The following is a 21,973-nucleotide window of genomic DNA, read 5'->3' as shown; positions in this document are numbered from 1 at the left end:
CGTTAGAAGTCCCAGTCCTCGTCTTCTGTGTTGACAGCCTTGCCGATGACGTAAGAGCTGCCCGAGCCGGAGAAGAAGTCGTGGTTCTCGTCGGCGTTGGGGCTCAGCGCGGACAGGATCGCCGGGTTCACGTCGGTCTCGTCCCTGGGGAACAGCGCCTCGTAGCCGAGGTTCATCAGCGCTTTGTTGGCGTTGTAGCGCAGGAACTTCTTGACGTCCTCGGTCAGGCCGACCTCGTCGTAGAGATCCTGGGTGTACTCCACCTCGTTGTCGTAGAGCTCGAAGAGCAACTCGTAGGTGTAGTCCTTGAGTTCCTGTCTGGTCGCCTCGTCGTGCTGGGCCAGGCCCTTCTGGAACTTGTAGCCGATGTAGTAGCCGTGTACGGCCTCGTCGCGGATGATCAGCCGGATCATGTCGGCGGTGTTGGTGAGCTTGGCCCGGCTGCTCCAGTACATCGGCAGGTAGAAGCCCGAGTAGAACAGGAAGCTCTCCAGCAGTGTGGAGGCCACCTTGCGCTTCAGCGGCTCGTCACCCTTGTAGTACTGCATGACGATCTCGGCTTTGCGCTGCAGGTTCGGATTCTCCTCCGACCAGCGGAACGCGTCGTCGATCTCGTTGGTCGAGCACAGCGTGGAGAAGATGTTGCTGTAGCTGCGCGCGTGCACGGACTCCATGAACGCGATGTTCGTGTAGACGGCTTCCTCGTGCGGGGTCAGCGCGTCGGGAATCAGGCTGACCGCACCGACGGTGCCCTGGATGGTGTCTAGCAGCGTCAGCCCCGTGAACACCCGCATCGTCAGCTGCTTCTCGTGGGCCGTCAGCGTTCCCCACGAGGGGATGTCGTTGGACACCGGAACCTTCTCCGGCAACCAGAAGTTTCCGGTCAGCCGGTCCCAGACCTCGGCGTCCTTCTCATCCTGCACCCGGTTCCAGTTGATCGCCGAGACGCGGTCGATCAATTTCATGCCTTCGCTCACCAGAACCCCACTTCACCAGGTTGTCGTGTTTGCCAGACGGTCCCACCGACACTACCCCTGGGGTTAACCACCCGCGGTGACCGCAACACCTTGTGTTGTCGTGTCGTGCTCGGCGTGCAGAAAATCGAACTCAGACGGCTCCAGGGACCGCGTTGCCAGCCAGTACTGCCAGGTCATACCGCTCCATAAGGTGCGATTGACGCCGTGGTCGTCCATGTACCAACTGTGGCAACCTCCGGTGCTCCACACCGTGCCGGCCAGGTCGTGCTGCAACTCGGCGTTGAATTCGTCCTGGGCGCGCCGACTGGGCGCCAGCGCGTCGGCCCCGGCCTTGTCGACGGCGGCGATCGCCTGACCGACATAACGGATCTGCTGCTCGATCATGAACACCACCGAGTTGTGCCCGAGCGCCGTGTTGGGACCCAGCAGGAAGAACAGGTTGGGCATGCCCGCGACGGCGATGCCGCGGTGCGCCTGGATGCCCTCGCGGTTCCACCGGTCGACCAGATCCTCACCCCCGGCGCCCTTGATGTCGACGTAGGTATAGGAGTCGGTGACGTGGAAGCCGGTGGCGAACACCACCACATCGACCGGGTGCTCCACCCCGTCGGCGGTGACGATGCCGCCGGGGGTCATCCGCTGGATCCGTTCGGTGATGACCTGGGTCTTGGGGTTGGCGATCCCGCGGTAGTAGGTGTCGGAGTTGAGGATTCGTTTACAGCCGGCGCGGTAGTCCGGCGTGAGCTTGCGGCGCAACTCGGGATCTTTGATGCTGCGGTTGATGTTCCACTTGCCCATCAGCTCGCCGATCTTGAGCAGCCGCGGCTGCTGGGTCATCGCGAACCCGACACCCTCATGGATCCAGTAGATGCCCGCGCGCATCAGCGCCCTGGTGCCTGGCACGTAGCTGAACACCCGACGCATCCACTGCGGGAATGCGTTGTTGGGCCGGGGCATCACCCAGGCCGGGGTGCGCTGGAAGAGGTGCAGCTCGGCGACGTCTTTGACGATCTCCGGCACGATCTGGATTGCGCTGGCACCGGTGCCGATCACCGCGACGCGCTTACCGGTGATGTCGACGCTGTGGTCCCACTGCGCGGAATGGAAAGAGACACCGGCGAATTCGTCGAGACCCTCGATGTCGGGGATGAGCGGGATGTGCAGACCACCGGCGCCGGACACCAGGAACTGGGCGATGTACTCCTGGCCGGTGTCGGTGAAGACGTGCCAGCGCAGCTCGTCGTCGTCCCAATGTGCGCGGTCCACGTGCGTGTTGAACTGCACGTAACGACGTAGACCGTATTTGGCCGTCACCCCGAGCAGGTAGTCCTGGATCTCCGGCTGGAACGACCACATGTGGCGCCAGTCGGCCTTGGGCTCGAACGAGAACGAGTACATGTGCGACGGGATGTCACACGCGCAGCCCGGATAGGTGTTGTCGCGCCAGGTGCCGCCGATTTCGTCGGCCTTCTCCAGGATCAGGAATTCGACGCCACGGCGTTGCAATTCGATCGCCATACCGAGGCCGGAAAAGCCGCTGCCGATGATCAGCGCACGGGTCCGCACGGGTTGCTGGTTCTGCGTGGGCTCAGCAGCCGTCATGGTGTCAGATCCTTTTCTGGGAACGCCGGTACCGGATATTTGCCAGTCTCCGGGCCCAGGGTGCGGCTGTCAACGAGACGATCAGCTGACCGCTTCGCGACGCTGCACACCCTCATGTAACGGCAGGTCAGGGTCGATCCAGATGCCGAGGAGCTCGCAGGTGCCGTTGATGGAACCGACCATGATGGTGGTGAGGTGCGCGACGAACTCCTCCGTCGGCATGCGCCGGGGGCTGTCCTCTTTGGAACCCAGCCACCAGTCGGTTGCCGAGGCCGCCGCCCCGAACGTGGCGAATGCGGCCAGTTCGATCGCCGCGCCGTCGAGCTCCATCTCGCGCAGCTCGTTGGAGAACATGTCGGCCATCGCCAGGGTGATCCCTCGGCCTTCGTTGAGCGCCCGCATGGTCGATTCACTCTGTTCGGCGAACCGGCCCTGGATCAGGAACCGCAGCACGTTCGGGTGCTGATCGACGAGGCTCACATATTGCTCGACGCTGCGGCGGATCACTTCCCGCGCCGGGTCGGCGGCAAGGTTGATCGACGGGAAAATGGCGGCCCACAAGATGTCGCGCAGGCGCTCACCGATCGCCTGGAACAGGTCGGATTTGTCGGCGAAATGTCGGTAGATCTTCGGCTTGGCGGTGCCGGCTTCCTCGGCGATCTCACGCAGGCTCAGCTCGGGTCCGAGGCGGTCGATGGCCCGGAATGCGGCGTCGACAATCTCCGAGCGCACCTTCTTGCGGTGCTCCCGCCAGCGCTCGCTGCGGGCGTCAACTTTGACGTCCGCTTCGCCGCTGGAATGTGATCTCGACGCTCGTCGCACGGCAATACTGTACTCGCCCTGGTAGTGCTGACCTGCCCAGACCGCGCCGCAACACGCCATCGCCGCGATGGGTACGGTGTTCGCCCGTCGCGCTGAGCACCGTCGACTTCGGTACTATCACTGCGACAGTCAACCAACGAGACGAGGCTCATGACGCAGCGATACGACCTGGTCATAGCGGGTGGTGGCCCCTCAGGGTCGGCCGCCGCATGGCAGGCGGCCCAGACCGGCGCCAAGGTGGTCGTTCTGGACAAAGCGGAGTTCCCCCGCGACAAACCGTGCGGTGACGGGCTGACCGCCCGCGCGGTGAGCTACCTGCAGAAGATGGGCCTGGCCGACGAGGTCGCCACCTATCACCGGGTCAATCGGGTGACCGTGTTCAGTCCGAGCGCGTGGGAACTGTCGTTCCCACGGCGACCCGGTATGCCCGATCACGGACATACCGTCAGCCGCACCCACCTCGACACGGTGTTGCTCAAGCACGCCGAGTCGGCAGGCGCCGAGGTGCGCCAGGGCGCCGAGGTGGCCGGACCGGAGTTCGACGCCAACGGCCGGGTGGTCGGGGTCACGCTCAAGGGTGGCGAGAAGGTCTACGGTGATGCGGTCATCGCCGCCGACGGTGCCTACTCCCCGATCAAGCGGGCGCTGAAGATCGACTCCGAGCACAACGGTTACTCCGCGATCGCCATCCGCTCCGAGATGAACGCGAACCGGGCGGACTCCGACTCGCTGGACATCTACCTGAAGCTGGTGTTCCAGGGCGACCAGTTACCCGGTTACGGCTGGGTGTTCCCGATGGGCGGCGGCCGGTTCAACATCGGCCTCGGTTACGTCAACTCATATAAGAACTGGCAGTCCATCAACGCCACCCAGTTCCTCGGCGAGTTCCTTCGGACGCTTCCTCCCGAGTGGGAACTGCCTCCGATCGAAGAACTCAAGAAGAACAAGAGCGTGCGGGCGTGGCGGTTGCCGATGGGTTTCACGGCCTGGCCGCCATGGCGTCCGGGTGTGCTGTTCACCGGTGACTCCCTGGGTGCGGGCAAGCCGGCGTCGGGTGCGGGGATCTCCAAGGCGCTCGAATCCGGGCTGGCCGCAGGCGAATGCGCGGTCGCGGCGCTGCAGAACGGCGGGCCGGACGACTTCACCAACTACGCGCAGCGCATGGAAGCCGCATGGGGTCGGGAGTACCGGCGGGGGCGCTACATGCACAAGCTGATCGGTCAGCCGAGGCTCGCGAACGCCGGCGTCAAGCTGATCGACAACGCCGCGTTCCGCGACCGGATGCTCAAGGCGCTGTACAAGAAGGCCCAGGGCCCGCAGCACATCGCCAAGTAGCCGCACCGTCATAGGACTGCACCGCGAGCGTGAAACGTCTGCGAAAAATCGCGTGATTTTTCGCAGACATTGCACGCTCGCGGTTAGGCGTACCCGTTGATGAATTCGTCGGCAACCCAGCGCGCGACGTTGCGCGGGTACGGCGCCGGCAGGATCAGGACAAAGTGCTGGAATCCGGCGTCGACGGCTTCGGCGATCGCATCCCGCGTCTGACCGGGCTGGTCATAGGAAACCGGCAGTGCCATGGATCGGGTGATCTCCCCTGGTGCGCGCCCGATCTCGGCGCAATACCGGTCCAGTAGTGCACTGCGGCTGACGGCATCGTCGACGTCTCCGCCTGGAATGTTCCACACGTCGGCATGCTCGGCGACCACCCGCAATGTCGCTTTGGCCCGGCCTCCGATGACGATCGGCGGATGCGGTTGCTGGACGGGTTTCGGGCTTCCGAACGCTCCGGTCAACCGATGATGGCTGCCCTCGAAATCAAACGGTGCCTCTTCAGTCCACCACCGGCGGATGATCGTGCAGGCCTCGTCGAGGCTTTCCACCGCAGCGTCGGCATCGTCGTACGGCAATCCATGTGCCTCATATTCGCGGCGGGCGATCGGGTGGCTTGGCCGTGACCCTGCCCCGATGCCGAATTCCAGCCGGCCGCCGGAGACGATGTCCACGGTCGTCGCGATCTTGGCGAGCATCGCCGGCGGTCGAAATCGATTGCTGGTCACCAACAGCCCGAGGCGTAGCCGTTCGGTTTGTGCGGCGAGGGCAGAAAGTAGTGTCCAGCCTTCGAAAATCGGCCCGTTGAGGTCGCCCTCGATCGGCATCAGGTGATCGAACAGCCACGCGTGCCCGATCTCGGGGATGGCGTCGGCCTCCTTCCATACCCTCTGCAGATCGGAGTAACCCACCTGCATCGGGGCCGTCATGATTCCGAACTGCGGTGGGGCCATGAGCTCCAACTCCTCTCGCCAACCTGGCATGATAAACAAACGGAACGACGCTCCATTTACGATACGGAGCAATGTTCCGTTTAGCAACACGCAAGGAGGTTCAGTGGTGGACAACGAGGGCACAGCGGCGCCGAAACGGGCCGACGCGCGGCGCAACGAGCAGACGCTGCTCGCCGCTGCCGCCGCCGCGTTCCTCACCTCCGGCGTGGAGGTACCCGTGCGGGACATCGCCGCCAGGGCCGGCGTCGGGGTGGGCACCATCTACCGCCACTTCCCCACCCGGGCGGATCTCGTCATCGCCGTCTACCGGCACCAGGTCGACGCCTGCGCTGAGGCCGGACCTGCCCTGCTGCACAGCGATCCGCCGTACACCGCGCTGAGGAAATGGATCGATCTCTTCGTCGACTTCCTCGTCACCAAGCACGGACTCGCCGCGGCCCTGCAGTCCGACCACGCTCGCTTCGAGGCGCTACACACCTACTTCTTGGACCGACTGTTGCCGGTGTCCGCGCAGCTTCTCGAAGCGGCGGCCAAGGCGGGCGAGATTCGTTCCGGCACAGATCCTTACGGATTCATGCGGGCGATCGGAAACCTCTGCGTCGGCGCAGACGGCGACTCGCGGTACGACGCGCGCCAGATGGTCGATCTGCTCGTCGCCGGCCTCAGCCGAACAGCTGGCCGACCTTGAGCAGCAGCTCGTAGGCGCCGTAGCCGAACGGCACCACGACCCACAGCCATGCGAGCGCGATGTAGCCCTTCGGCACCGTCGGCGCGTAGTCCTGGTCCTCGACAGACACCTCGGTCACCGGTTGGCCCCTTCTGCGATGCGCTCGGATGAATCAGTAGCGGGCTCATGCCATTTCGATGAGACCGGGCGGATCAGCTCATTACACACCAGCGCTATCACCAACAGGGCGATCATGATGGAGAACGACAACGTGTACAGCGCCGGACCGCTCTTACCCGCCGATTCCTCGCTGTCGGCGACCGCGTTGACGATGATCGGGCCGAGGATGCCCGCTGCCGACCACGCGGTGAGCAGCCTGCCGTGGATGGCGCCCACCTGGAAGGTGCCGAACAGGTCACGCAGGTAGGCGGGCGCGGTGGCGAAGCCGGCACCGTAGAACGACAGGATCACGATGGTCGCGATCATGAACACCAGCTTGTTGGAGTTCGCCATCAAGGTGATCGTCAAATACAGCAGCGCACCGACACCCAGGTAGAGCCGGTAGGCGTTCTTGCGGCCGATCACATCCGACAGGCTCGACCAACCGATACGGCCGAGCATGTTGCCCAGCGACAGCATCGCAACGTATCCGGCAGCCGCGGCGGCCAACGCGCCCGCCGCCACCCCCGCCGCCGGGAAGTAGTCCTGGAAGATGGGTGAGGCCTTCTCCAGGATGCCGATGCCCGCGGTCACGTTGAAGCACAAGACGACCCAGAGCAACCAGAACTGCGGGGTTTTGATCGCATTCCCGGCCGACACCTGTCCGCCCGTGATGATCGAATTCGCCTGCAGCGGCGGCGGCGTCCATCCCTGCGGCTTCCAATCGGGCCGGGGCACTCGGACGAGGAGCCAGCCCAGCGACATGAACAGCGCGTACACCAACCCGTGCACCAGGAACGTCTTCGCGATGCCTGCAGTGTCGGTGCCGAAGGCGCTGAGCATCGCCGTCGACCACGGTGACGCGATCAGGGCGCCGCCACCGAAGCCCATGATGGCCAGCCCGGTCGCCATCCCCGGCTTGTCGGGGAACCACTTCATCAGGGTGGATACCGGTGAGATGTAACCGATCCCCCAGCCGATCCCACCCAGCACCCCGTAACCCAGCAGCACCAGCCAGTACTGACCCGTGGCCAACCCGACCGCGCCGACAAGCCAGCCGCCGCAGAAGCAACACATCGCCACGAACATCGCCATCCGGGGACCGTTGCGATCGACCCAGGTGCCGAACACCGCGGCCGACAGGCCGAGCATGACGATGCCGATGGTGAACGGCAGGGCACTGAGCGTGCCGGAGATGTCGAGTGCCCCTTCGAGGGGTTTCTTGAACACGCTCCACGAATAGGCCGCGCCGACCGACAGATGGATCGACAGCGCCGCGGGCGGCACCAACCACCGGCTCCAGCCCGGCGGTGCCACGATGCGTTCGCGGCTGAAAAACGGCGCAGTGGTCAGCGCGGTGGACACAGCTGTCATCCCGGACCTTTCATTACCTGGACGACGCTCGTGCTGCCACCGCGAGCGTCACTTCCGAGCGCGGCCTGTGGCCGGGCTCACCTGGAGCGATTCCTCGAAGGAGACTAGCGAAACCGGGGCCGCTTTGAAACGTTTCATAGATTTCAATACGCGCAGGCTCAGGGTCCAAAACGCACCGCTAACACGGTGGGTTTTGCTACGGGCCGGACGCGCGGCCGCCGCCCTGCGTACTTGCGTCAGCGTCGACCGCGCTGCGTCCGCCCGGGCTTGCGGGCGACCTTGCCCGCAGCGGCGCGGGCGGCCTGCTTCGCGAGGGTCTTCTCCCGTGCGGTGCGTTTCGGTGCCGACTGGGCCTGTCCCCGGGACGAACCGGGTTTGCGGCCCCGCACAACCCCGATGAACTCCTCGACCAGTGCGGGCTGCGGGCCTTCCGGGAAGGCCAGCGCGACGGGGCAGGTGGGCGCGTCGGCGATCGGGCGGTACGTCAGATCTTTGCGGTGATACAACCGCGCCAGTGACTGCGGAACGATCAGTGCGCCGATCCCTGCGGCGACGAGTTCTATTGCATCCTGGGTGGTTTCGGGTCGGTGATCGACCGGGGCGCCGGGAGCGTCCGCCCAGACGATGACGCGGTCGAGTGGGTGCAACATCGGCTCGCCCTCGAGGTCCGCGGCGGTAATCGTGTCGACTGCAGTGAGAAGGTGCTCGGCCGGCACCACGGCCACCGTCGTCTCCTCGTAGAGGGGGATGGCGGCCAGCCCGGCCGTGTCGGTCGGCAGCCGGAGCAACGCGACATCGACGTTGCCTGCCCGCACTGCGTCGGACGCGTCTGCCGCGGCGACGGCGCACAACTGCAGCGGCACCTCGGGGTGGCGCTCCGCCCAGATCCGGGCCCACTTCGCGGGCGTCACGCCGGGCACGTACCCGACGGTGAGGCGGAGCGGGGTCACCGCCTCAGGCTACCGTCGGGCCTCATCGATAAGCTCAAGCCATGAGCAGGCCGAACGCACAGTCCATGAAACCCGCCACCGCGGCGAAGAAGCTGGACGTGTACCTGCCGGCGACGCCCGCGGAGTTCCAGGAGAACCCGATCACCCGCGGCGAACTCGCCGCCCTGCAGGCCGACCCGCCGCAGTGGCTCAAGGACCTCCGCAAGAACGGGCCGCACCCGAAGAACCTCGTGGCAGCCAAGCTGAGCATCTCGATCGCCGGACTCGCGCGCGGCGGGGTCGGGGATGCGCTCACCACCGAGCAGATCGATCAGCTGCTCGAGGAGAAGCCGGAATGGCTGGTCGCAGAACGCGAGAGCTACCAGAGCGTCCTGCGCGAGGAGCGACGCCTGAAGGCGCTGCGCGCGGAGCAGGCCCGCAAGCAGTGATTCTGCGGCTGCATCACAACATGCAGCTGACGCAACCCTCCACCTCAGTACCCTCCAGCGCCATCTGGCGCAGCCGGATGTAGTACAGGGTCTTGATGCCCTTACGCCAGGCGTAGATCTGCGCCCTGTTGACGTCGCGCGTGCTGGCGGTGTCCTTGAAGAACAGCGTCAGGCTCAGGCCCTGATCCACATGCTGGGTGGCCGCGGCGTAGGTGTCGATGATCTTCTCGTAACCGATCTCGTACGCGTCCTGGTAGTACTCCAGGTTGTCGTTGGTGAGGAACGGCGCCGGGTAGTAGACGCGGCCGATCTTGCCTTCCTTGCGGATCTCGATCTTGCTCGCCACCGGGTGGATCGACGATGTCGAGTGGTTGATGTAGCTGATCGAGCCGGTCGGCGGCACCGCCTGCAGGTTCTGGTTGTAGATGCCGTGCGTCTGCACCGACTCCTTCAACTGCTTCCAGTCATCCTGCGTCGGAATGCGAATGTCGGCATCGGCGAAGATCTGCCGCACCTTGTCGGTTGCCGGCTCCCACGCCTGGTCGGTGTACTTGTCGAAGAATTCACCCGAGGCGTACTTGGACTTCTCGAACCCCTTGAACTGCGTACCGCGTTCCATCGCAATGCGGTTGGATGCCCGCAACGCCTGGTACAGCACGCAGTAGAAGTAGATGTTGGTGAAGTCGATGCCCTCTTCGGAGCCGTAATGGATGCGCTCGCGAGCCAGATAGCCGTGCAGGTTCATCTGTCCCAGCCCGATGGCGTGGGAGTCGTTGTTGCCCTGCTCGATTGACGGCACCGACCAGATGTGCGTCTGATCGCTGACCGCGGTCAGCCCTCGGATCGCCACCTCGATGGTCTGCGCGAAGTCCGGCGAATCCATGGTCTTGGCGATGTTCAGCGAACCGAGGTTGCACGAGATGTCCTTGCCCACCTGGGCGTAGGACAGATCCTCGTTGAACACCGAGGGTGTGGAGACCTGCAGGATCTCCGAGCACAGGTTGGAGTGCGTGATCTTGCCGTGGATCGGGTTCGCCCGGTTCACCGTGTCCTCGTACATGATGTACGGATAGCCGGACTCGAACTGCAGCTCGGCCAGCGTCTGGAAGAACTCGCGCGCCTTGATCTTGGTCTTGCGGATCCGGCCGTCGTTGACCATCTCGTGGTACTTCTCGGTCACCGAGATGTCGGCGAACGGAACGCCGTAGACGCGCTCGACGTCGTACGGCGAGAACAGGTACATGTCCTCGTTCTTCTTCGCCAACTCGAACGTGATGTCCGGGATCACCACACCCAGCGAGAGCGTCTTGATCCGGATCTTCTCGTCGGCGTTCTCGCGCTTGGTGTCCAGGAACCGGTAGATGTCGGGGTGATGGGCATGCAGGTACACCGCGCCGGCACCCTGACGTGCACCGAGCTGGTTGGCGTAGGAGAACGAGTCCTCCAGCAGCTTCATGATTGGGATGACGCCGGATGACTGGTTCTCGATGTTCTTGATCGGCGCGCCGTGCTCACGAATATTGGTCAGCAGCAAGGCGACTCCGCCACCACGCTTGGACAGCTGCAGAGCGGAGTTGATGGAGCGCCCGATGGACTCCATGTTGTCCTCGATGCGCAGCAGGAAGCACGACACCGGCTCACCGCGCTGCTTCTTGCCCGAGTTGAGGAAGGTGGGGGTGGCCGGCTGGAACCTGCCGTCGATGATCTCGTCGACGAGCTGCTCGGCCAGGATGGTGTCCCCGGCGGCCAGCGTCAGCGCGACCATGACCACACGGTCCTCGAAGCGCTCCAGGTAGCGCTTCCCGTCGAACGTCTTCAGCGTGTAGGACGTGTAGTACTTGAATGCACCGAGGAACGTCGGGAACCGGAACTTCTTGGCGTAGGCCCGATCCAGCAGCGACTTGACGAAGTTGCGGCTGTACTGGTCGAGCACCTCACGCTCGTAGTAATTCTTCTCGATCAGGTAGTCGAGCTTCTCGTCCTGGCTGTGGAAGAACACCGTGTTCTGGTTGACGTGCTGCAGGAAGTATTGGTTGGCGGCTTCCCGGTCCTTGTCGAACTGGATCTTGCCGTCGGCGTCGTACAGGTTCAGCATCGCGTTGAGCGCGTGGTAGTCCGTCTCCCCCGGCAGCGCGTGCGCGCCGGTGGTTACAGGCTCTGCAGCTGTGACGGTTGGTGGCACGTCTGGTCCTTCCAAAAGTCTTTCAAACCCGCTCGGACGGCTTCCACGTCGTCCGGGGTTCCCATGAGTTCCAAGCGATACAGGTAGGGCACGCCACATTTGCGGGAGACGACATCGCCCGCATAGGCGAACTCGGCACCGAAATTGTTGTTGCCCGCGGCGATGACGCCGCGGATCAACGACCGGTTGTGTTCATTGTTCAGAAACGCGATGACCTGTTTCGGGACATAGCCGCCGTCATTGATGTTCGGCGTGGCCCGCCCGCCGCCGTAGGTCGGCAGGATGAGGACGTAGGGCTCATCCACCTCGATACGGCCGTGCAACGGGATCCGGGTAGCGGGGAGTCCGAGCTTCTCGACGAAGCGATGGGTGTTCTCCGAGACGCTGGAGAAGTAGACGAGATGGCTCATTCGTGCCCCCTATCCGGCGCGGTTGACCCCCGCTAGGCGCTGACCGAAACCGCGCTGAGCGCCTTGATGCGATCGGGACGGAAGCCCGACCAGTGTTCGTTACCGGCCACCACCACAGGAGCCTGCAGGTAACCGAGCGCCATGACATAGTCGCGGGCCTCGGCGTCCAGGCTGATATCGACCTTCTCGTAGGCGATGCCCTGCTTGTCCAGCGCCTTGTAGGTGGCGTTGCACTGCACGCATGCGGGCTTGGTGTACACGGTGACTGTCATCTCGGCACGGCTCCTCTTGCGGTAAGTGAAGAAATCTAGACACTGACTGGCAACTGGTCGGACTTGGAGCATCGCTGTGGTTCAGCGACCGTCAGACCGCCAAAATTCCCGTACCCGAGAGGCTGCTCCCCGACCGGTCCTGAAACCGACTTCGCCGGATTCGCTGCGCTCCGGCGGGCTTCCGAACTCTGGTGGCCTGTCGGTCTCCAAGACACTACACCTAGTGCCCCGGGGGCTAAAGCCATACAAGATGTTCTGAATAACATTTTTGAAATTCCCAGGTCGTAAGCTTGCCGGAGACCCCGCCTCCGGCGTGTCGCAGGCCACATCCGAGCGCGTGTCGCGATGTACTCCCAGGTCTACCACCAGCCACCGACAACCTTGCCGTCCCCGCGGACCGCGCCGGCCCAATAGCAAAGGCCGCCGGCTGAGTCCAATTCGACTCGGCCGGCGGCCTCAGGAACAATTCTCAGCCAACCTCGGCGGCGAGCTTGCCGACGACGTCGCGCACGCTGGCCGTAACCTCGGCGTGCTCACGCGGATGAGCACCGTCGAGGATCTTGGACGGGATGGACAGCTTGAGATCCTCCACCACCCGGGGCCCCGCGATGCCGAACGATTTGCGGGTCTCGTCATGGGCCCAGACACCGCCGTACTGGCCCAGCGCGGCACCGATGACCGCCAGCGGCTTGTCCTTGAGCGCACTGTTGCCGAACGGCCGCGACAGCCAGTCGATGGCGTTCTTCAACACGGCCGGGATGCTGCCGTTGTATTCAGGGGTGACCACGAGCGTCGCGTCAGCTCCGGCAGCCGCCTCCCGCAGCGCGCGCACCGAGTCGGCCACATCCTCGGTATCGATGTCCTCGTTGTAGAACGGCAGATTTCCCAGTCCGTCGAAGATCCGCAGATCCACGCCGTCGGGTGCCGCCTCCACGGCGAGCTCGGCGAGTTGTCGGTTGATCGACGCTGCGCGCAGGCTCCCCACCAGTACCAGCACCTTGGTCTCGGCCATGTTCACAATCCCTTTCGTCGGAGGCGATGGTCTCACGAATCAACCGGACCGTGGTCCGATTAATTCCGGCTGAGCTAAAGTGCAGGGGTGGCAGCCTCCGACCGCCCCGCCAAGCTCGCGGTCACCGACTCGGGGCCACCAGAGCGCGGCGACGCAGCGCGTAACCGTCTACTTCTACTCGATGCCGCACGCCGGCTCATCGCCGAACGTGGCCCCGACGCGGTCAGCACCGACGATATCGCGGTCGCTGCAGGCGTCGGCAAAGGCACATTGTTCCGCCGCTTCGGCAGCCGTGCCGCCCTGATGATGGTGCTGCTCGACGAGGACGAGCACGCTCACCAGGAAGCGTTCATGTTCGGCCCTCCTCCCCTGGGCCCTGGCGCGCCGCCCCTGGAGCGCCTCCTGGCCTACGGTCGCGCCCGGTTGCGATTCGTCCACTGCCACCACGCACTGCTGTCCGATGCCGGGCGCGACCCGCAGACGCGGTTCTCCGGTCCGGCGTTACTGCACCGGTCGCACGTGCGCATGCTGCTGCACGCGGCGGGCACCACCGGCGATCTCGACGCCCAGGCCGACGCCCTAACCGCACTGCTGGACGCCGATTATGTTGCGCACCAGCTCATCGACCGCGGCCGCACTCTCGACGAACTGGACACCGCATGGGCGGACACCGCCTGCAAGCTGTGTGGTCGGTGACCCGTGACGGCCTGGGTGCTGCACGTCGACCTCGACCAGTTCCTGGCCTCGGTGGAACTGCGGCGCCGGCCCGAACTCGAAGGCCTGCCGGTCATCGTCGGCGGCAACGGCGATCCCACCGAGCCCCGCAAGGTGGTGACCTGCGCCTCCTATGAGGCCAGGGAGTTCGGCGTGCACGCAGGCATGCCGCTGCGCAGCGCGGCACGACGCTGCCCCGACGCCACCTTTCTGCCATCGGATCCGGCCGCCTATGACGCCGCGTCCGAGCAGGTGATGGGTCTGCTGCGCGATCTCGGACATCCGCTCGAGGTGTGGGGATGGGATGAGGCCTATCTCGGCGCCGACGTCGCCGACCCGGTCGAGTTGGCCGAACGGATCCGCACCGTGGTGGCCGCCGAGACCGGATTGTCGTGTTCTGTGGGCATCAGCGACAACAAACAACGCGCCAAGGTGGCGACCGGCCTGGCAAAGCCGGCGCGCACGCGAGGAGCAGATGAACCGGCGCGCACGCGAGGAGCAGATAAAACCCCAGGTGTGTACGTGCTCACCGAGGCGAACTGGATGACCGTGATGGGCGACCGGCCCACCGACGCCCTGTGGGGCATCGGGCCCAAGACCACCAAAAATCTTGCGTCGCTGGGAATCACCACGGTGGCCGATCTCGCCGCCACCGACGCCACCACGTTGACCGCCACGTTCGGGCCCAGCACCGGGTTGTGGATCCTGTTGTTGGCCAAAGGCGGTGGCGATACAGAGGTGAGCGCACAGCCGTGGGTGCCGCGGTCGCGCAGTCACGTCATCACGTTCGCCCGGGACCTCACCGAACGCGCCGAGATCGATGCCGCGGTCCGGGAACTGGCGCATCAGACCCTCGCCGAGGTGGTCGAACAGAATCGCATCGTGACCCGGGTCGCGGTGACCGTACGCACCAACACCTTCTACACCCGTACCAAGATCCGTAAGCTGCCCGCGCCCAGCACCGATACCGAACTGATCACCGATACCGCGCTGGCCGTGCTCGACCTCTTCGAACTCGACCGGCCCATCCGGTTGCTCGGTGTGCGGCTCGAGCTGGCGATGGACCAGGCGGATACCACCGGCCCCGTTGTCACCGCGGGCCAATAGCATCGCTCCATGCTGCAGACCGTCGCCATCCGCGGGTATCGCTCCCTGCGTGAGCTGATCCTGCCGTTGACCGACCTCACCGTCGTCACCGGCGCCAACGGCACCGGCAAGTCTTCGCTCTACCGCGGGCTGCGACTGCTGGCCGACTGCGGCCGTGGGCAGGTGATCGGATCGCTCGCCGGGGAAGGCGGCCTGCAGTCGGTGCTGTGGGCCGGGCCGGAACAACCCTCGGACGAGGCGCAGGGCACCACCCGGACTCGGCCGGTGTCACTCGAACTCGGCTTCGCCGGTGATGATTTCGGCTACCTGGTGGACCTGGGTCTGCCGCAGATGGCCGGCTCGGGCGGCGAACCGTCGGCCTTCGCCCATGATCCGGAGATCAAACGTGAAGTGGTGTTCGCCGGGCCGGTGCTGCGTCCCAGCTCAACCTTGGTGCGCCGCACCAGAGAATTCGCCGAGTCCGCCTCGGAATCGGGGCGCGGGTTCGACGAGCTGAGCCGGTCGCTGCCGTCGTACCGCAGCGTGCTCGCCGAATACGCGCACCCGCAAGCTCTTCCGGAACTGTCGACGGTCTCTGACCGGTTGCGGGCCTGGCGCTTCTACGACGGCTTCCGCGTCGATGCCGGCGCGCCGGCCCGCCGGCCGCAGGTGGGCACCCGCACCCCGGTGCTCTCCGACGATGGCGCCGACATCGCTGCGGCCGTGCAGACCATCATCGAGACCGGACGAGACGATCTGCCCCGGGCGGTGGCAGAGGCATTCGACGGCGCCACCGTCTCGGTCGCGGTCAACGACGGCCTGTTCGACCTGCAGTTGCGCCAGCGCGGCATGCTGCGTTCGTTACGCGCTGCCGAATTATCCGACGGCACACTGCGGTTCCTGCTGTGGGCGGCGGCCCTGCTGAGTCCCCGGCCACCGTCGTTCATGGTGCTCAACGAGCCGGAGACCTCGCTGCATCCGGATCTCGTCCGGCCACTGGCCACGCTGATCGGCACCGCCGCAGCCCACACGCAGGTCCTGGTGGTCACGCATTCGCGCGCGCTGTTGGAGTTCCTGAACACCACACCGGTGGCCGACGAAGACCGTGGCAGCGCGGTGGAGGTGGAACTGTACAAGCAGTGGGGTGAAACCAGGGTGACCGGCCTGGGCATGCTGTCCACTCCGGCCTGGAACTGGGGGAAGCGTTAGCGTCGTGCAGATTTGGGCCGTAACGCCCGGGTGAACAGGACGTTCACCTGCCGCATCGCCACGCTGTAGGGCCACCACGCGACGCGTTTGAACGCATACAGCGCGCGAATGTCCACCGAGGTGTAGATCAGGAAGCGGTTGCGCCGAACGCCCGCCAAAATCTTGGCGGCCGCTTTCTCCGGCGAGACGGCGTGCCCGGCGAAGCGGTCCACCCACTTCTGCACATGTGGATCGTCACGGTCCACTCCGGCGATCTGAACAGTCTGCACCAGACCGGTTTTCACCGCACCCGGCACCACCACCGACACCCCGATGCGATGGCGGGCCAAATCGAAGCGCAGTACCTCGCTGAGCCCGCGCAGGCCGTATTTGCTTGCGCTGTAGGCACTGTGCCATGGCAGCGCGACGATCCCGGCCGCCGAGGACACATTCACCAGGTGTCCACCCCGGCGCGCCTCGACCATCGGCGGCAGAAAGGTCTCGATCACGTGGATCGGGCCCATGAGGTTGATGTCGATCATCGAGCGCCAGTGCTGGTGGGTGAGTTTGTCGACGGTGCCCCAGGCCGATACCCCGGCGATGTTGAGCACCACATCCATTGCGGGATGCGCGGCATGGATGTCGGCGGCGAAAGCGGCCACCGCGTCATAGTCGGAGATGTCGAGCACGCGGTGTTCAGGCACCTGCGCGCCGAGCGCCCTGGCGTCGGCGACGGTCTGGGTGAGCCCCTCGGCGTCGCGGTCGGTCAGATACAGTTCGGCGCCTTGAGCCGCCAGGGCCAGCGCCGTGGCGCGTCCGATGCCGCTGGCCGCACCGGTGATGAAACAGCGTTTCCCCTGGAAGTCGCTCCCCTGCGCCATGGCGGTACCTTACCGTACCGTCGGCGCCCCACCCCACAGCGCGTTGAGCCAGAGCCGCTCCAACACGTCGATGGCGCGTAGCGGGTCATCACCGCGGCCGACGAATGCGGAGTCATGCGACAGCGTCATGGCGGTCGTCGCGGTCAGGGTACGGACAAGCGCGGGGATGTCCTCGGAGATCGGTTGGGCGCCGTCGTCCTGCTCCACCACGCCGACGATCTTGGCGATCACCGCATCCTCGTAGTCGTTCATCAGATCCCGGATCGCCGCGTCGGTGTTCTGCGCGATGGTGCAGGCCGACATGATCGGATCGTTGGTGGCGAACACCGCGGCTGCGCTGCCGACCATGCGTTTGGCAAACGTCGCCGGCGACTCGCCCGGCTCGCGGGGTGCGAAGTTGTGGGTCAGCGCGTCGAGTTGCTCCATCGCTTCGGCCACGATCACCGCCAGCACGGCGTATTTGGTGTCGAAGTAGAAGTAGAAGCCCGAGCGGGCGACCCCGGCCCGCTCACTGATGGCGCTGACCGACAAGTCGGCGAATGACCGCTCTTCCAGCAGTTCCCGCACCGCGGTGACGATGGCATCGCGTTGACGGTCGCCGCGGCTGCGACGTTCCTGGGCAGGTGCGCTCGAGCCGGCGCTGCGGTGGCTGCCCTCCGGTACGGATTCGGCGGTCATGGGGTTAAACCTTTGCACCGCGGCCCGCCAGATCAAAACTTGACATGCGTCAAGTCTGCCATCCAGGATGGGGTCAGGTGACGTTCACCACAGACTTGCAGTCCGACGGCGTCAGGAGCGGTACATGGCCACCATCAGCACCCCGCACTATCTGGTCGACCAGGCCAAGAGGCGGTTCACCCCGACGGTGAACACGATTCCGGGCATGGCCGCGATCGAGAAAAGGTTGCTGGCGCACGACTGGAAGCAACATGCGCTGGCCCAGCCGCCCGCCGGCAGCGGCCTCAAACCGATCATGGGTGATTCCGGCCTGCCGGTGCTCGGACACATCATCGAACTGTTCCGCGGCGGCCCCGAGTTCGTGCGCCACCTGTACGAAACGCGCGGGCCGGTGGCGTTCGCCGATTCGCCGGTGCTGCCCTCGATCGTCGCGCTCGGTCCCGACGCCACCCAGACCGTGTTCTCCAACCGGAACAAGGATTACTCGCAGAAGGGCTGGCATCCGGTCATCGGCCCGTTCTTCAACCGCGGGCTGATGATGCTCGACTTCGAGGAACACATGTTCCATCGGCGCATCATGCAGGAGGCGTTCACCCGCACCCGGCTGACCGGTTACGTCGAGCACATCGACCGGGTCGCCACCGACGTCGTGAACAACGACTGGGTCGCCAACGATCCCCGATTCCTGTTCCACCCCGCGATGAAGGAGCTGACGCTCGACATCGCGTCGGTGGTGTTCATGGGCCACGAGCCTGGCACCGACCATGATCTGGTCACCAAGATCAACCAGGCCTTCGCCACCACAACCCGTTCCGGCGGCGCGATCATCCGGGCCTCGGTGCCCCCGTTCAAATGGTGGCAGGGCCTGCGGGCACGCAAGGTGCTCGAAGACTACTTCGAAGAGCGTGTGCGGGAACGTCGCAAGGCCGAGGGCACCGACATGCTCACGGTGTTGTGTCACACCGCCGACGAGGACGGCAACAGCTTCACCGACGAGGACATCGTCAACCACATGATCTTCCTGATGATGGCCGCCCACGACACCACCACGTCGACCGTCACCACCATGGCCTACAACCTGGCCGCCAACCCGGAGTGGCAGGAACGCTGCCGCGACGAGTCCGACCGGCTCGGCGACGGACCGCTGGACATCGAAGCGCTGGAGAAGTTGGAGACCCTCGACCTGGTGATGAACGAGTCACTGCGAATGGTGACGCCGTTGCCGTTCAACATGCGCCAGACGGTGCGTGACACCGACCTGCTCGGCTACTACGTGCCTGCCGGCACCAATGTGGTGATCTGGCCGGGGCTGAATCACCGGCTGCCCGAGCTGTGGACGGACCCGGACAAATTCGATCCGGCCCGGTTCGCCGAACCCCGCAACGAGCACAAGAAGCACCGTTATGCGTTCGCCCCGTTCGGCGGCGGCGCCCACAAGTGCATCGGCATGGTGTTCGGCCAGCTGGAAGTCAAGACCGTGATGCACCGTCTGCTGCGCCAGTACCGCTTGGAACTGGCCCGACCGGGCTACCAGCCGCGGTGGGACTACGGCGGCATGCCCGTGCCGATGGACGGGATGCCGTTGGTGCTGCGCCCGTTGCGCTGAGGCCCGCGACTTCTGCCGCCGCCGCTTCCGCGGAACTGCATTCCCGGTCGTTAATCCAGACGATTGACGACCGGGAATGCGGTTCCGGCGGTGGACATCAACCGGTTGGCGCAGGCGATGACGGCGCGCAGCGCTGATTGCACCGGATCGCCGTCAAGTCCCATCGCCCACTCGGTGCGCGTGCCGTCGGATCCCCGCAGAAATGTGGCGGTCTGCCCGCCGGTCGGAAGTTGGTGGAACGACGTGGTTTCCACCGCGATCCCGCGCTCATGGAGCATCGCGGTGAGTGCGCCCACCGGACCGCTGGCTGCGGCACTCGAGGTGCAGATGGTGTCACCGATGGCCAGGGTGGCCTGATAGTTGCGGACCTGCGGTCCCAGCCGACGGGCCGGGCCCTGACCGTCGGTGCAGGTCCAGTTGCCCAGCCGCAACGGTCCAGAGCAGGGTGCGTACGTGGCGAGAAACCCGTCCCAGGAGGTCACCTGCCCTGCCTCGCGGAGCCCGCGTGGCAGCGGCATGGCAAAGCTGGCGGCGAATGACGCGGATTGTGTGGCCGAAGAGGTGTGCATGTGCCGGTCTTCTCTTGATCAGAGGGATTGACCGACGAGGTAGCACAAGACCCACAGCGAGGGGTCGGTCCTGATCAGACCCCGCTGCGGGTTGCTACTACGAGTCGCCTCGGCACGTTGGTGATGCTAGACGCTCCCCCGACGGTTAGGCAAACACTTTCGCTCAGTAACCTCGGCGGCGTGGACGCCGCATGACCTTCTGGGACATTGCGCTGCTCTTCGTCGCCGGGATCGTCGGCGGACTCACCGGAAGTATCGCCGGCCTGGCCTCGGTGGCCACCTATCCCGCGCTGCTGTTGGTCGGCCTGCCGCCCGTGACGGCCAACGTGACCAACACCGTTGCCGTGGTGTTCAACGGCGTCGGATCGGTATGGGGCTCGCGGCCAGAACTGGCCGGTCAGGGCCCGTGGATCAAGCGCATCATCCCGGTTGCCGTGCTGGGTGGTGCGGTCGGTGCAGCGCTGCTGCTGTCCACGCCGGCCGAGGGATTCGAGCGGGTGGTGCCGATCCTGCTGGCATTCGCGTCGGTGGCAATCCTGTTGCCCCGCAGGGAACACCGCGAGGCCAGGGTCGCCAGGCATCGCGATCACACCATCCGGGTCACGCTCGAAGCCGTCGCGATTTTCGTGATCACGATCTACGGCGGCTATTTCGGTGCAGCCGCCGGGGTGCTGCTGCTGGCCCTGATGTTGCGTGCGAGTGGCACGACGCTCGCCCACGCCAACGCCGGCAAGAACGTCATCCTCGGTGTCGCCAACGCGGTGGCCGCCGCGGCGTTCGTGGTCTTCGCGCCGGTGTACTGGCCCGCCGTCATACCGCTGGCACTCGGATGCCTGATCGGCTCCCGGCTGGGCCCGATCGTGGTCCGCCACGCACCCGCCACGCCGCTGCGGGTGCTCATCGGTGTGGCCGGGGTGGCGCTGGCGGTCAAGCTGGCCGTCGACACCTACTGACCCCCCGCGAGCAGACACTTCTGCACCCAAAATCCAGCGCGGCGGGGTACCTAGCTGTCTGCTCGGCGTGAGAAGAAGGGCGTCAGGCGAAGGGGTTATCTCCTTTGGTGACCCGGGTGCCGAGTTCGATCAGGTTCGCCGCCGAGGCATGCAACTGCTCGCCTGCTTCCCGGCTCGCCCGTCCCGCCAGATAGCGCGACCAGGTGCCCTCGATCACGATGCCGAGCTTGAAGCACGCCAGCGCGAGGTACCAGGGCAGTGTCGACGTCTCACGCCCGCCGGCGTCGCGATAGGCCTCCAGTAACTCACTCCGGCTGGCCAGCCCGCCGAGTTCGGCCAGTGCCGAGCCCGCGTTGATCGGATTGGGCTCGTCGGGCCAGCACACCAGCATCCAGCCCAGATCCAGCAACGGGTCACCGATCGTGCACATCTCCCAGTCGATGAACGCGGCCAACTCCGGGGTCTCCCGCCGCAGCAGCACATTGTTGAGATGCGCATCGCCGTGCATGATGCCGGGTTCACTCTCGGGCGGGCGGTTCGTCTCCAGCCATTGCGCCAACTCTCCTACTGCGGGCAGCGATTCGGGCGCGTAGTTCTCGTGCCGGTAGCTCTCCAACAGCCGTAGGAACTGCGGAACCTGGCGCGCCAGAAAGGATCCGGGCGCCCGGATGGCAGCCAGCTCACTGTCTTCCCAGGCGACGTTGCCGAGTTGGGCCAGGCTGCCTGCATACGACAGTCCCACCCGGTGCCGTAGATCGGCGTCCTGATACGCCGGCGCCACCTCGGTGCCCGGATTGAATCCGTCGACGAGTTCCATCAGGTAGAACACCACCCCGAGGACATCGAGGTCGGGACATCCGGCGATGAAGCCGGGATGAGGCACCGGAGATCCGGCCAACGTGCGCAATACCGCGATCTCACGCAGCATCGTCTTGTCGCTGGTCGGCCGGGGATGGGCGGGGGGACGCCGCAGCACCATGGGACGCCCGTCGACACGCAGGCCCACCACGATGTTCTGCGTTCCACCGGTCAACGGCGCCACATCGGTGAGGGTCGAACCGATCCCCTGACTCCGTATCCACCGCTGCAGCGCGGCTTGATCGGCATCACTGAGTGTTGGCAGCTGCTGCACGTCATCGGACATGCAGTCATGGTGCC

The 21,973-nt window shown here is 65.3% G+C and carries 23 protein-coding genes; 8 read left to right on the top strand and 15 right to left on the bottom strand.

Annotated elements, in window-relative coordinates:
• Positions 1 to 2: 2 nt before the first annotated feature.
• The 3 genes from nrdF to M1247_RS19270 all read right to left on the bottom strand — a co-directional run bounded on the left by nrdF (position 3) and on the right by M1247_RS19270 (position 3,401).
• Positions 3 to 965, bottom strand: a complete 963-nt coding sequence (gene nrdF, locus M1247_RS19280; RefSeq protein ID WP_410506903.1) for a class 1b ribonucleoside-diphosphate reductase subunit beta — start codon at positions 963 to 965, stop codon at positions 3 to 5.
• A 75-nt stretch (positions 966 to 1,040) separates the two neighbouring features.
• Complete coding sequence (locus tag M1247_RS19275) at positions 1,041 to 2,579, bottom strand: flavin-containing monooxygenase (RefSeq protein WP_317157992.1); 1,539 nt, start codon at positions 2,577 to 2,579, stop codon at positions 1,041 to 1,043.
• A gap of 81 nt (positions 2,580 to 2,660) precedes the next feature.
• The gene (locus M1247_RS19270; RefSeq protein ID WP_317157991.1) at positions 2,661 to 3,401 is read right to left on the bottom strand and encodes a TetR/AcrR family transcriptional regulator; all 741 of its coding nucleotides are present in this window, start codon (positions 3,399 to 3,401) and stop codon (positions 2,661 to 2,663) included.
• A gap of 150 nt (positions 3,402 to 3,551) precedes the next feature.
• On the opposite strand from M1247_RS19270, the gene M1247_RS19265 reads away from it, so the two are divergent.
• Positions 3,552 to 4,736 (top strand): NAD(P)/FAD-dependent oxidoreductase, encoded by a 1,185-nt coding sequence (locus M1247_RS19265; RefSeq protein WP_317157990.1) that lies wholly within the window; start codon positions 3,552 to 3,554, stop codon positions 4,734 to 4,736.
• A gap of 83 nt (positions 4,737 to 4,819) precedes the next feature.
• On the opposite strand, the gene M1247_RS19260 is transcribed toward M1247_RS19265, so the two are convergent.
• On the bottom strand, positions 4,820 to 5,686 hold the full coding sequence (locus M1247_RS19260; RefSeq protein ID WP_317157989.1) for an LLM class flavin-dependent oxidoreductase: 867 nt from the start codon (positions 5,684 to 5,686) through the stop codon (positions 4,820 to 4,822).
• 106 nt (positions 5,687 to 5,792) lie between these two features.
• Between M1247_RS19260 and M1247_RS19255 the strand changes: the two genes are divergently transcribed.
• Positions 5,793 to 6,374, top strand: a complete 582-nt coding sequence (locus M1247_RS19255; RefSeq protein ID WP_317158269.1) for a TetR/AcrR family transcriptional regulator — start codon at positions 5,793 to 5,795, stop codon at positions 6,372 to 6,374.
• Here the strand turns inward: M1247_RS19255 and M1247_RS19250 are convergent.
• From M1247_RS19250 to M1247_RS19240, 3 genes are all read right to left on the bottom strand, one after another.
• The gene (locus M1247_RS19250; RefSeq protein ID WP_317157988.1) at positions 6,349 to 6,492 is read right to left on the bottom strand and encodes an MFS transporter small subunit; all 144 of its coding nucleotides are present in this window, start codon (positions 6,490 to 6,492) and stop codon (positions 6,349 to 6,351) included. The genes M1247_RS19255 and M1247_RS19250 overlap by 26 nt on opposite strands.
• Positions 6,489 to 7,886 (bottom strand): OFA family MFS transporter, encoded by a 1,398-nt coding sequence (locus M1247_RS19245; RefSeq protein ID WP_317157987.1) that lies wholly within the window; start codon positions 7,884 to 7,886, stop codon positions 6,489 to 6,491. Before M1247_RS19245 ends, M1247_RS19250 begins: the two co-directional genes overlap by 4 nt.
• A gap of 236 nt (positions 7,887 to 8,122) precedes the next feature.
• A complete protein-coding gene (locus tag M1247_RS19240) occupies positions 8,123 to 8,836 on the bottom strand; it encodes a LysR family substrate-binding domain-containing protein (protein ID WP_317157986.1) in 714 nt (237 codons plus the stop codon).
• Positions 8,837 to 8,877: 41 nt separating this feature from the next.
• On the opposite strand from M1247_RS19240, the gene M1247_RS19235 reads away from it, so the two are divergent.
• Complete coding sequence (locus M1247_RS19235) at positions 8,878 to 9,264, top strand: DUF5997 family protein (RefSeq protein ID WP_317157985.1); 387 nt, start codon at positions 8,878 to 8,880, stop codon at positions 9,262 to 9,264.
• A 13-nt stretch (positions 9,265 to 9,277) separates the two neighbouring features.
• Here M1247_RS19235 and nrdE read toward each other — a convergent pair whose 3' ends face one another.
• From nrdE to M1247_RS19215, 4 genes are all read right to left on the bottom strand, one after another.
• Positions 9,278 to 11,446 carry a class 1b ribonucleoside-diphosphate reductase subunit alpha gene (nrdE, locus tag M1247_RS19230; protein ID WP_317157984.1) on the bottom strand — a complete coding sequence of 723 codons (2,169 nt, stop codon included), beginning with the start codon at positions 11,444 to 11,446 and terminating at the stop codon, positions 9,278 to 9,280.
• Entirely contained in the window at positions 11,413 to 11,856 is a 444-nt protein-coding gene (nrdI, locus tag M1247_RS19225) for a class Ib ribonucleoside-diphosphate reductase assembly flavoprotein NrdI (RefSeq protein WP_317157983.1), read from the bottom strand. Before nrdI ends, nrdE begins: the two co-directional genes overlap by 34 nt.
• Positions 11,857 to 11,888: 32 nt before the next feature.
• On the bottom strand, positions 11,889 to 12,128 hold the full coding sequence (locus M1247_RS19220; protein ID WP_317157982.1) for a redoxin NrdH: 240 nt from the start codon (positions 12,126 to 12,128) through the stop codon (positions 11,889 to 11,891).
• A 469-nt stretch (positions 12,129 to 12,597) separates the two neighbouring features.
• Entirely contained in the window at positions 12,598 to 13,140 is a 543-nt protein-coding gene (locus M1247_RS19215; protein WP_317157981.1) for an NADPH-dependent FMN reductase, read from the bottom strand.
• Between the two features lie 87 nt (positions 13,141 to 13,227).
• Here M1247_RS19215 and M1247_RS19210 point away from each other — a divergent pair, with 87 nt between their 5' ends.
• From M1247_RS19210 to M1247_RS19200, 3 genes are read left to right on the top strand one after another with little or no spacing between them, the layout of a single operon-like run.
• On the top strand, positions 13,228 to 13,836 hold the full coding sequence (locus M1247_RS19210; protein ID WP_317157980.1) for a TetR/AcrR family transcriptional regulator: 609 nt from the start codon (positions 13,228 to 13,230) through the stop codon (positions 13,834 to 13,836).
• A gap of 3 nt (positions 13,837 to 13,839) precedes the next feature.
• Positions 13,840 to 14,961 carry a DNA polymerase IV gene (locus M1247_RS19205; protein ID WP_317157979.1) on the top strand — a complete coding sequence of 374 codons (1,122 nt, stop codon included), beginning with the start codon at positions 13,840 to 13,842 and terminating at the stop codon, positions 14,959 to 14,961.
• A 9-nt stretch (positions 14,962 to 14,970) separates the two neighbouring features.
• Positions 14,971 to 16,149 carry an AAA family ATPase gene (locus M1247_RS19200; protein WP_317157978.1) on the top strand — a complete coding sequence of 393 codons (1,179 nt, stop codon included), beginning with the start codon at positions 14,971 to 14,973 and terminating at the stop codon, positions 16,147 to 16,149.
• On the opposite strand, the gene M1247_RS19195 is transcribed toward M1247_RS19200, so the two are convergent.
• Entirely contained in the window at positions 16,146 to 17,009 is an 864-nt protein-coding gene (locus M1247_RS19195; protein WP_317157977.1) for an SDR family oxidoreductase, read from the bottom strand. The two genes, M1247_RS19200 and M1247_RS19195, sit on opposite strands and share 4 nt — an antisense overlap.
• A 9-nt stretch (positions 17,010 to 17,018) precedes the next feature.
• Complete coding sequence (locus M1247_RS19190; RefSeq protein WP_317157976.1) at positions 17,019 to 17,687, bottom strand: TetR/AcrR family transcriptional regulator; 669 nt, start codon at positions 17,685 to 17,687, stop codon at positions 17,019 to 17,021.
• A 124-nt stretch (positions 17,688 to 17,811) separates the two neighbouring features.
• On the opposite strand from M1247_RS19190, the gene M1247_RS19185 reads away from it, so the two are divergent.
• Positions 17,812 to 19,293 (top strand): cytochrome P450, encoded by a 1,482-nt coding sequence (locus tag M1247_RS19185; RefSeq protein WP_317157975.1) that lies wholly within the window; start codon positions 17,812 to 17,814, stop codon positions 19,291 to 19,293.
• Positions 19,294 to 19,343: 50 nt separating this feature from the next.
• Here M1247_RS19185 and M1247_RS19180 read toward each other — a convergent pair whose 3' ends face one another.
• Positions 19,344 to 19,862, bottom strand: a complete 519-nt coding sequence (locus M1247_RS19180; RefSeq protein ID WP_317157974.1) for a 2-isopropylmalate synthase — start codon at positions 19,860 to 19,862, stop codon at positions 19,344 to 19,346.
• Positions 19,863 to 20,053: 191 nt separating this feature from the next.
• Here M1247_RS19180 and M1247_RS19175 point away from each other — a divergent pair, with 191 nt between their 5' ends.
• Positions 20,054 to 20,815 carry a sulfite exporter TauE/SafE family protein gene (locus M1247_RS19175; RefSeq protein ID WP_317157973.1) on the top strand — a complete coding sequence of 254 codons (762 nt, stop codon included), beginning with the start codon at positions 20,054 to 20,056 and terminating at the stop codon, positions 20,813 to 20,815.
• Positions 20,816 to 20,897: 82 nt separating this feature from the next.
• On the opposite strand, the gene M1247_RS19170 is transcribed toward M1247_RS19175, so the two are convergent.
• A complete protein-coding gene (locus M1247_RS19170; RefSeq protein WP_317157972.1) occupies positions 20,898 to 21,959 on the bottom strand; it encodes a phosphotransferase family protein in 1,062 nt (353 codons plus the stop codon).
• Between the last annotated feature and the right edge of the window lie 14 nt (positions 21,960 to 21,973).

Source organism: Mycobacterium appelbergii, assembly GCF_032883035.1.
Taxonomy (GTDB): Bacteria; Actinomycetota; Actinomycetes; order Mycobacteriales; family Mycobacteriaceae; genus Mycobacterium; species Mycobacterium appelbergii.
Note: the sequence above shows the minus strand (reverse complement) of the source record. Positions and strands in the feature narration are given on the sequence as shown.

Bases quoted from the DNA above. Each gene is read 5' to 3' on its own strand.
- M1247_RS19200 (WP_317157978.1), top strand. From the start codon at position 14,971: ATGCTGCAGACCGTCGCCATCCGCGGGTATCGCTCCCTGCGTGAGCTG.
- M1247_RS19185 (WP_317157975.1), top strand. From the start codon at position 17,812: ATGGCCACCATCAGCACCCCGCACTATCTGGTCGACCAGGCCAAGAGG.
- M1247_RS19220 (WP_317157982.1), bottom strand. From the start codon at position 12,128: ATGACAGTCACCGTGTACACCAAGCCCGCATGCGTGCAGTGCAACGCC.
- M1247_RS19245 (WP_317157987.1), bottom strand. From the start codon at position 7,886: ATGACAGCTGTGTCCACCGCGCTGACCACTGCGCCGTTTTTCAGCCGC.
- M1247_RS19180 (WP_317157974.1), bottom strand. From the start codon at position 19,862: ATGCACACCTCTTCGGCCACACAATCCGCGTCATTCGCCGCCAGCTTT.
- M1247_RS19235 (WP_317157985.1), top strand. From the start codon at position 8,878: ATGAGCAGGCCGAACGCACAGTCCATGAAACCCGCCACCGCGGCGAAG.
- M1247_RS19260 (WP_317157989.1), bottom strand. From the start codon at position 5,686: ATGGCCCCACCGCAGTTCGGAATCATGACGGCCCCGATGCAGGTGGGT.
- M1247_RS19195 (WP_317157977.1), bottom strand. From the start codon at position 17,009: ATGGCGCAGGGGAGCGACTTCCAGGGGAAACGCTGTTTCATCACCGGT.
- M1247_RS19175 (WP_317157973.1), top strand. From the start codon at position 20,054: ATGACCTTCTGGGACATTGCGCTGCTCTTCGTCGCCGGGATCGTCGGC.
- nrdI (WP_317157983.1), bottom strand. From the start codon at position 11,856: ATGAGCCATCTCGTCTACTTCTCCAGCGTCTCGGAGAACACCCATCGC.
- M1247_RS19215 (WP_317157981.1), bottom strand. From the start codon at position 13,140: ATGGCCGAGACCAAGGTGCTGGTACTGGTGGGGAGCCTGCGCGCAGCG.
- nrdF (WP_410506903.1), bottom strand. From the start codon at position 965: ATGAAATTGATCGACCGCGTCTCGGCGATCAACTGGAACCGGGTGCAG.
- M1247_RS19190 (WP_317157976.1), bottom strand. From the start codon at position 17,687: ATGACCGCCGAATCCGTACCGGAGGGCAGCCACCGCAGCGCCGGCTCG.
- M1247_RS19265 (WP_317157990.1), top strand. From the start codon at position 3,552: ATGACGCAGCGATACGACCTGGTCATAGCGGGTGGTGGCCCCTCAGGG.
- M1247_RS19170 (WP_317157972.1), bottom strand. From the start codon at position 21,959: ATGTCCGATGACGTGCAGCAGCTGCCAACACTCAGTGATGCCGATCAA.
- M1247_RS19275 (WP_317157992.1), bottom strand. From the start codon at position 2,579: ATGACGGCTGCTGAGCCCACGCAGAACCAGCAACCCGTGCGGACCCGT.